At 66.1% G+C, this 8,030-nt stretch carries 8 protein-coding genes and 1 pseudogene; 6 read left to right on the forward strand and 3 right to left on the reverse strand.

Translation table 11 applies throughout. The features are described from left to right. From V7050_RS15455 to V7050_RS15465, 3 genes and pseudogenes are all read right to left on the reverse strand, one after another. A pseudogene (locus V7050_RS15455) lies at positions 1–495 on the reverse strand (hypothetical protein); the annotation flags it as partial. 49 nt (positions 496–544) lie between these two features. Then, complete coding sequence (locus V7050_RS15460; RefSeq protein ID WP_324374628.1) at positions 545–1,429, reverse strand: sugar phosphate isomerase/epimerase family protein; 885 nt, start codon at positions 1,427–1,429, stop codon at positions 545–547. A 220-nt stretch (positions 1,430–1,649) separates the two neighbouring features. Continuing rightward, positions 1,650–2,603, reverse strand: a complete 954-nt coding sequence (locus V7050_RS15465; protein ID WP_324374630.1) for a sugar-binding transcriptional regulator — start codon at positions 2,601–2,603, stop codon at positions 1,650–1,652. A gap of 214 nt (positions 2,604–2,817) precedes the next feature. Here V7050_RS15465 and V7050_RS15470 point away from each other — a divergent pair, with 214 nt between their 5' ends. From V7050_RS15470 to V7050_RS15495, 6 genes are all read left to right on the forward strand, one after another. Further along, positions 2,818–4,269, forward strand: coding sequence for an extracellular solute-binding protein (locus tag V7050_RS15470; protein ID WP_324374632.1), 1,452 nt, complete (start codon positions 2,818–2,820; stop codon positions 4,267–4,269). A gap of 102 nt (positions 4,270–4,371) precedes the next feature. Beyond that, a complete protein-coding gene (locus V7050_RS15475; protein ID WP_324374634.1) occupies positions 4,372–5,250 on the forward strand; it encodes a carbohydrate ABC transporter permease in 879 nt (292 codons plus the stop codon). A 4-nt stretch (positions 5,251–5,254) separates the two neighbouring features. Further along, on the forward strand, positions 5,255–6,091 hold the full coding sequence (locus tag V7050_RS15480; protein WP_324365715.1) for a carbohydrate ABC transporter permease: 837 nt from the start codon (positions 5,255–5,257) through the stop codon (positions 6,089–6,091). Between the two features lie 4 nt (positions 6,092–6,095). Further along, complete coding sequence (locus V7050_RS15485) at positions 6,096–6,338, forward strand: DUF2160 family membrane protein (RefSeq protein ID WP_324365713.1); 243 nt, start codon at positions 6,096–6,098, stop codon at positions 6,336–6,338. Positions 6,339–6,341: 3 nt separating this feature from the next. Next, complete coding sequence (locus V7050_RS15490) at positions 6,342–7,391, forward strand: NAD(P)-dependent alcohol dehydrogenase (protein WP_324365711.1); 1,050 nt, start codon at positions 6,342–6,344, stop codon at positions 7,389–7,391. Positions 7,392–7,402: 11 nt separating this feature from the next. Further along, the coding region (locus tag V7050_RS15495) for an ABC transporter ATP-binding protein (protein WP_324410797.1) at positions 7,403–8,030 on the forward strand (628 nt) is incomplete at its 3' end.

The raw sequence follows: 8,030 nt of genomic DNA on the forward strand, positions 1-8,030 counted from the left end.
GCGCCCCCGCCGGTCCATCTGCGCCGGCGTCGCCAGCCCGAAGCCTTCGCAGCGCTCGATCTCGCCGGAGGCGATGCCGTCGAGGGCGATGGCGACGGCCCGGTCGACCGCCTCGGCCACCGGCGCGTGCCGACCGTCGAAGGGCACCACCCGGACGTCGCTCACCTCGGCGGTGAGGCCGATGCGCAGGGCGGTGATGTGCTCGACCCCGATCTCCACGCCGATGAAGCAGGCGCCCTCCGGGACGAGTTCGAGGAGGATGCCCGGCCTTCCGGCGCGGGTCGGCTTCGGCGCATCCTCGGCAACCTCCCGCACCAGCCCGTTGCCGACGAGCTCGGAGATGATGTTCCCCGAGGACGAGCGGTTGAGGCCGAGCTGCCGCGCGAGATCGGCGCGGCTGAGCTGCCGGCCGGCGAAGATCGCCTGCAGGGCGGCGGCGACATTGGCCTGCCGCACGCGGCGGGGAGAGCTGGAAAGGGAGGAGAAATCGCTCATCGCTGCGGTCGCTTGCCTCGCGGCTCCTCTTTCGGCGGACCGGGCGCGGTCAGGCCCCCGCGTTGGTGGCGTGCCGCCTCTGCGCCTCTTGCCACTTCATCTCGATGAAGGTCCTGGCATGGGCCGCCAGCCGATCGTTGTCGGTCCAGGTATCGCGCCAGATGCCGCAGACAAGCGACAGGCCCTCGTCCACGATCGCGGTCGAGAAGCTCTCGAAGACGATGTCGCGGTCGTAGCCGATGTCGATCAGCGCCCCGAAGACCGCATCGAAATCGACGGTGCCGGTGCCGAGATAGCCGCGGTAGTTCTCGCCGATGTGGTAATAGCTGACCTTGTCGCCGGCGAGGCGGATCGCGGCCGCGGGATCGGCCTCCTCGATGTTCATGTGGAACGAGTCGAGATGCAGGAAGACATCGTCGCGCCCGGTGTCGCGCAGGAACCTCAGGCCCTGCGCCGTGGTGTTGAGAAGGTTCGATTCGAAGCGGTTGACCACTTCGAGCACGATCTCGACGCCGCAGTCCTTCGCCACCTCGGCGGTCGCGGCGATGGTCTCGGCGCTGTTCATCCAGCCCCGCCGGGTCGGCTGGCGGGCGTATTTCCCGTGCATGGAATAGAGGATGCCACCGAGCCGGATGCCGCCGATGTCGCGAACCGCCTTCACCGCATCCGAGAGCAGCGCCTTGCCCTTCGCCACCGCGGCCGCATCCTCGCTCGAGACGTCGGCCTCTGCCGGGAGTCCCATGGTCACCACGATCTCGATGTCGAGGCCGCGCGCCTTCCGCGACAGGCGGTCGAGGTCGAAGCGCTCCGGGCGGAGATAGGCGAATTCGATCATCCGGTAGCCGTGCTCGGCCGATTTCTCGAGGGCCATCTCCAGGCCGTCCTGGGTCTGGCCGCCGGTCCACACGAACGAGTGGATCCCCAAACGCCTCATGGTCCGATTCCCTCCCGTCCGGTCACCCGGGAAACGAGATACACTGATTTGATGCTTATCACAACATATTATGTCACACGCCGGGGCCGCCGCCCTGCACCAGCCATCCAATGCGCAACAGACCACCGTTTGGACGCAGGTTTAGCGATGAATCCCGGCATCAGGACACGAAATCCTGTTTGTGCTGCAACGCAACAAACTGCATGCGCGAGACCGGCTCTCAGGGTTCGGCCAGCAGTTCCGCGGTGACGTCGTCGGTGATCAGGACATCGACGAGCCCGCGCCTCGTCGCCGCGCGGATGATGTCGACCTTGTGCGGCCCGGCGGCCGCGAGGATCTTCCACGGGATCGCCGCCAGCATCTCCAGATCGACGCCGATTGTGCGCTGGTTGAGCGGATGCGGGATCTCGTTCCCCTCCTGATCCAGGAAATGCCCCAGGAGATCGCCCACGGCCCCCGCGGCGGTCAGGTCCCTGGGCGCCACCTCCTTCGGCAATCCGTTCGAGACCAGATAGGAGCGCGGCGAGACGTCGCCGACGACCAGGACCGCGGCGTCGAGCGCCCGGCATTTCTCGAAATGGCTGCGGAAGATCTCCTGCGAGAGGAAGACGTCGCGGTCCACGCCCTCCGACAGATAGATCGGCGCTGCGAGCAGCGAATAATGCGCATCGAAGCGCTCGGCGAAGCCGGAGGCGATGCCGAAGGCGTTGAAGGAAGCGCCGGTCGTGGTGCCGCCGATCATCGAGACGATCTCGAGGCCCGGCTGGGGCTGCCGCGCGATCCTCTCGGAGGCGCATTGCAGCGTCATGCCCCATGCGACGCCGATCTTGCTCCAGGACCCGGCCTTCAGGCACTCGACCAGGTATTTCGCAAGGGCCGCACCGGCGGGCACGTGGCAATCATAGGCGTCGCGATGCGCCGGGGCGACGAGGACCTTCTTCACCCCGAGGTCGGCCTGCAGCCGCTCCTGGAGCTCGAGCCGCGCCAGGAGGGGCGACTCGATCTGCACCTTCACGATGCCGAGCTGCCGCGCCCGCTGGATCGCCTGATTGACCCGCAGCCGCGTCACGCCGAGCGCCCTGGCAACCTCGGCCTGGGTCATCTCGTTGACGAAATAATGCCAGCACACCTCGCTCAGGAAGGCGTCGCTGTCGTCATGCGCGTCCGGGGACATGTCGGGACCTTCCCGTTTTCGGAGGTGGCGCGGTCGCGGCTGGTTCGTTCAGAATGCACATAATACATCTGCATCACAACCATTGCAGATGCAAATGCTCTTGCATCGAAGAGCATACACCTGTTTACTGGAGCGGTGGGCAAGGGTGCGTTTCTTCCCCTGCCCGAAGGGCGCCACTCGCGAGGAGTGGCGTCACCGACCAGGGAGGAAGTCCATGAAAATCGCATTGAGGTTCAGCGCGTCCGTGCTGGCGCTCGCGCTGGCGACCGGCGCCGTGGTCGCGCAGGATCTGCCGATCGAGAATGCCGAATGGTGGCAGGAGGCCGGGGCGCAGTTCGACGGGGTGACGCTCCGGGGCGTGACGGAATCGACGCCGCCGTCCAACTTCATCTCGGACGTTCTCGCACCGAAGTTCGAGGAACTGACCGGCATCGGCGTCGACATCGAGACCACCTCCTGGGACCAGATGTACGACAAGGCCATCAAGGACATGGAAGCCCAGACCGGCATCTATGACATGGTCTATATCGAGCAGGACATCATCTATTTCTACCTCGCGCGCGACTTCCTGGTGGATATCACCGCGGCGCTGAACGAGAAGCCCGAGCTGAAGGCGGCGAATTTCTCGGAGGAGAACTTCACCACCTTCGCGGACAACTTCCGGGGCGACAACGGCGACCTCTTCGGGATCCCGATGGAGGCCTTCATCAAGATCTATCTCTACCGGACCGACCTGTTCAACGATCCGGACGTCCAGGCCGCCTTCGAGGCGCAATACGGCCGTCCGCTCGCGCCGGCCACGACCCACGAGGAATACACCGAGATCGCCGAGTTCTTCACCCAATGGGGCAAGGACCACGACATGGATCTCTGGGGCACGACGGCCCAGGCCCATACCGGGCACCCGGCCTCCTGGTACGAGTTCTTCGAATCCGTCGCGCCGACCTTCGGCGTCTACAACTGGGGCATCGACGCCGGGAACAACTACGCCGCTTCGGTCGAGAACGGCGGCAGCATGAACTCGGACACCGCCAAGGAGGCGCTGACCTGGTGGCTCCACCTGCGCGACATCGCGCCGCCGGAATCGGTGCAATCCACCTGGTCCGAGACCGCCACCACCTTCGCGGCCGGCCGGGTCGCCCAGGGGCTGATCTACGGCGAGAACGCGGCCTGGATCGCCTCGGACGAATCCCAGTCCAAGGTCGTCGGCAACGTGGGCGTGGCGCTGCCGCCCCTCTCCGACGGCGTCATGGAAGCCGCCGAGAGCGGCGAGGGCTATGTCGGCTACTACGACGGCGGCGCCTTCGGCCTGCCGGTGACCTCGGGCAATCAGGACGCCGCGCTCCTCTTCCTGCAGTTCATGGCACTGCCGGAGGTGCAGGAGGCATGGGCCGTGGCCGCCCCGCGCATCACCCTGACCTCCACCTATGACGCGCCGAGCGTCCAGGCGCTCGACGCGGAACTGGGCGGCTACTACTCGATGCTGCGCGACGACGGCCGCCTCTTCAAGGGCGCCCCGCCCTATCCGTTCCACCGGCAGGTGATCGAGGCCACGGCGCCGACCTTCTACCAGATCCTGACCGGCGATCTCTCCGTCGACGAGGGGTTGGACATGATGGCCGCCCAGGCCGAGGAAGAGCTGAGCAACCTCGGCTACCGCCAGTAGGCATCCTCCGCAGATGCGGGTCGCCGTTTCGCGGCGGCCCGCCCCGCGCCGCCTCGGCGGAACCCGAACAGCCCGTGCATCGCAACCAGGGGGGTCAGGCAGATGCGATCCAACAGACTCGGCTGGATACTGCTCGCTCCGACGATGATCATCCTCTTCCTCTTCGGCGTGGTCCCCTTCCTCTACATCATCTGGCTGTCGTTCCATCAGTGGAACCCGGCCGCGGTGAATCCCGACATCATCTTCATCGGCGCCGACAACTTCCGGAAGCTCGTATTCGACCCCGGCTTCCTCGCGTCGCTCGGGGTGACGCTGGCCTTCGTGACCTTCGCGGTGCTGAGCGAGCTGGTCATTGGCTATCTTCTCGCCCAGGCCTTCATGAAGGATTTCCCGGGCAAGGCCTTCTTCCGCACCATCCACACGCTGCCGCTCATCATGGCGCCGATCATCGTCGGCTCGGTGTGGAAGCTGATGACCACGCCCTCGATCGGCATCATCCCGCATTTCCTCGACAGCTGGTTCGGCTACGAGCTGAACATCGGCCAGAGCGCGGTCGCGGCCTTCGTGGTGACCGTGATCATGGACATCTGGCACTGGACGCCGCTCGTCACCCTGACGCTGATCGCCGCCCTGGTCTCGCTGCCGCCCGACCCCTTCGAGCAGGCGCAGATCGACGGCGCGGGCAAGCGGCAGATCTTCTGGCACATCACCCTGCCGATGATCCTGCCCGCGCTCATGGCCACCGTCTTCATCCGGCTGATGGACGCGCTCAGGATCGTCGACGAGGTGCTCATGCTCACCGGCGGCGGCCCGGGCTCGGCCACCCGCTTCCTCGGCGTGCACATCTTCCGGGAGGTGTTCCCGCGCACGAGCTACGGCTACGGCTCGGCCGTCTCGCTGATCGTGCTCTATCTCACGATCGTGGTCTGCTGGCTGCTCTACGTGAGCATGCTCGCGCCGCGCAACCCCAAGAAGGACTGAGCCGATGAAGCGTGGAAACCCGTGGCTTTCGGTCCTGTTCTGGACCTTCGTCAGCTTCCTGACGCTGTTTCCAATCTACTGGCTCTTCGTGATCTCGGTGAAGCCGGCGGTGGAGCTCTTCTCCACCCCGGAAGTGATCCTGCGCTCCGCCTACTGGCAGAACTACATCGACGTGCTGAACGACAGCACGCTGCGCGGCTACATGCTCAATTCGCTGATCATCTCCTCCTGCAACGCGCTCCTGGTGACCACGCTCGGCTTTCTCGCCTGCTACGCGCTGTCGCGCTTCGACTTCGGCGGCAAGGAGAGCATCTTCTTCTGGACCATCACCAACCGCATGGCCCCGCCGGCGGTCTTCCTCCTGCCGCTCTTCCTCTTGCTGACCCAGGTCTACCGGATCGGGAACTTCACGTTGCTCGACACCCGGACCGGCATGATCCTCGTCTATTGCACCTTCAACCTGCCCTTCGCGATCTGGACGCTGCGCCCGACGCTCGACGGCATCCCGAAGGAGCTCGACGAGGCGGCCTTCGTCGACGGCGCGAGTTCCTGGAAGGTGATCACCGAAATCGTCTTCCCGCTCTGCCGGCCGGGCCTCGCGGTCACGCTGATCCTGACCTGGGTCTTCGCCTGGAACGAATACCTGCTGGCGGCGACGCTGACGAACTTCAACGCCCGCACGCTGACGACCGGCCTGTCGGAATACATCACCACGACCGGCACGTCCTGGGGCATCATGGCCGCGATATCGGTCTTCACGCTGATCCCGGCGCTGATCATCTTCAGCCTGGTGCAGCGCCATATCGTCGCCGGCCTCACCTTCGGCGCGGTGAAAGGGTGATCCCATGGCAAACTCGCAGGATATCGACCCCATCGACGTATCCGAAGAGGACGCCCCGGCGATCCGGGAGCGGGCCGGCTTCCTCCCGATCCAGACCAACTGGTTCGACCGCTGCTTCATCGGCGTGGTGATCTGGGTCGCGATCTCGCTGCTCTGGTTCCGGTTTCTCGAGCCCGCGGGCCTGTCGATCTGGATCGGCAACGCCCTCTCGCTGGCCATCGCCGTCCATATCGTAAGGAGGGGGTGAGCGATGAAATCCCTGGTCCTCGAACGCAAGGACGAGCTCTCGCTCCGCGATTTCCCCATCGAGGCGGCGGAGGAGGGCCTCGGCCCCCGCGACGTGCGGATCAAGCTGCATACGGTGGGGATCTGCGGCTCCGACGTGCATTACTACACCCACGGCAGGATCGGCCCCTTCGTGGTCGAGGCGCCGATGATCCTCGGCCACGAGGCCTCGGGCACGGTGATCGAGACCGGCTCCGAGGTCGCCACGCTGAAGCCGGGCGACCGGGTCTGCATGGAGCCCGGCATCCCGGACCCAAATTCCAGGGCCACCCGGCTGGGGATGTACAACGTCGACCCCGCGGTGCGCTTCTGGGCGACCCCGCCGATCCACGGCATCCTGCGGCCGACCTGCACCCACCCCGAGGCCTTTACCTTCAGGCTCCCAGATTCGGTGAGCTTCGCCGAGGCCGCCATGGTTGAGCCGCTCGCCGTGGGCGTTCACGCGGCGACCAAGGCGCGGGTCAGGCCCGGCGACATCGCCGTGGTCATGGGCGCCGGGCCCATCGGGCTCGTGACCGCGCTCTCCGCGCTCGCGGCCGGCTGCGCGCGGGTCTATGTCACCGATCTCGCCGAGAAGAAGCTCGAGATCGCCGAGAGCCTGAGCCCCGCGATCACCGGCGTGAACGTGGGCCGCGAGGACATCGCCGAGCGCCTCCGGGCCGATACGGACGGCTGGGGCTGCGACCTCGTCTTCGAGGCGACCGGCTCGCCCCATGCCGCGGCCAGGGTCTTCGAGCCGCTGGCCCCGGGCGGCTGCGTGGTGATGATCGGCGGCCAGCCCGACCCGATCGCCTATGACGCCGGCGCGGCGATGATCCGCGAGGCGCGGGTCGAGAACATCTTCCGCTACGCCCACGTCTTTCCGCGCTGCGTCGCCATGCTCGCGTCGGGCACGATCGACGTGAAGCCGCTCATCACCCGGACCTTCGCCTTCGACGACAGCGTCCGCGCCTTCGAGATCGCCGCGTCCGCCCCTCCGGCCGACGTGAAGATGCAGATCGAGCTGCCGCAATAGGGAGGACCGACGTGGCCGGAGTTACCATCGACAACGTCATCAAGCGCTACGGTTCCGTGGAAGTCATGCACGGCGTCAGCGTCGACATCGAGGACGGCGAATTCGTCGTGCTCGTCGGCCCCTCGGGCTGCGGCAAGTCCACGCTCCTGCGGATGCTGGCTGGCCTCGAGGAGATCAGCGACGGCAAGATCTCGATCGGCGGAAGGGTCGTCAACGACGTGCTGCCGAAGGAACGGGACATCGCCATGGTGTTCCAGTCCTACGCGCTCTATCCGCACAAGACCGTCTTCGACAACATCGGCTTTCCGCTGAAGATGGCCAAGCGGCCGGCCGAGGAGATCAGGGCGAAGGTCGAGAGCGCCGCCGGCATCCTCGATCTCTCGCATCTGCTCGACCGCTTCCCCCGGCAGCTCTCGGGCGGGCAGCGCCAGCGCGTGGCCATGGGAAGGGCGATCGTGCGCGATCCGCAGGTCTTCCTCTTCGACGAGCCGCTTTCGAACCTCGACGCCAAGCTGCGCGTGACCATGCGCATCGAGATCAAGGAGCTGCACCAGCGGCTGAAGACCACCATCGTCTACGTGACCCACGACCAGATCGAGGCCATGACCATGGCCGACAAGATCGTGGTGATGCGCGACG

It is taken from the genome of Amaricoccus sp. (assembly GCF_036846665.1).
Classification (GTDB): domain Bacteria; phylum Pseudomonadota; class Alphaproteobacteria; order Rhodobacterales; family Rhodobacteraceae; genus Amaricoccus.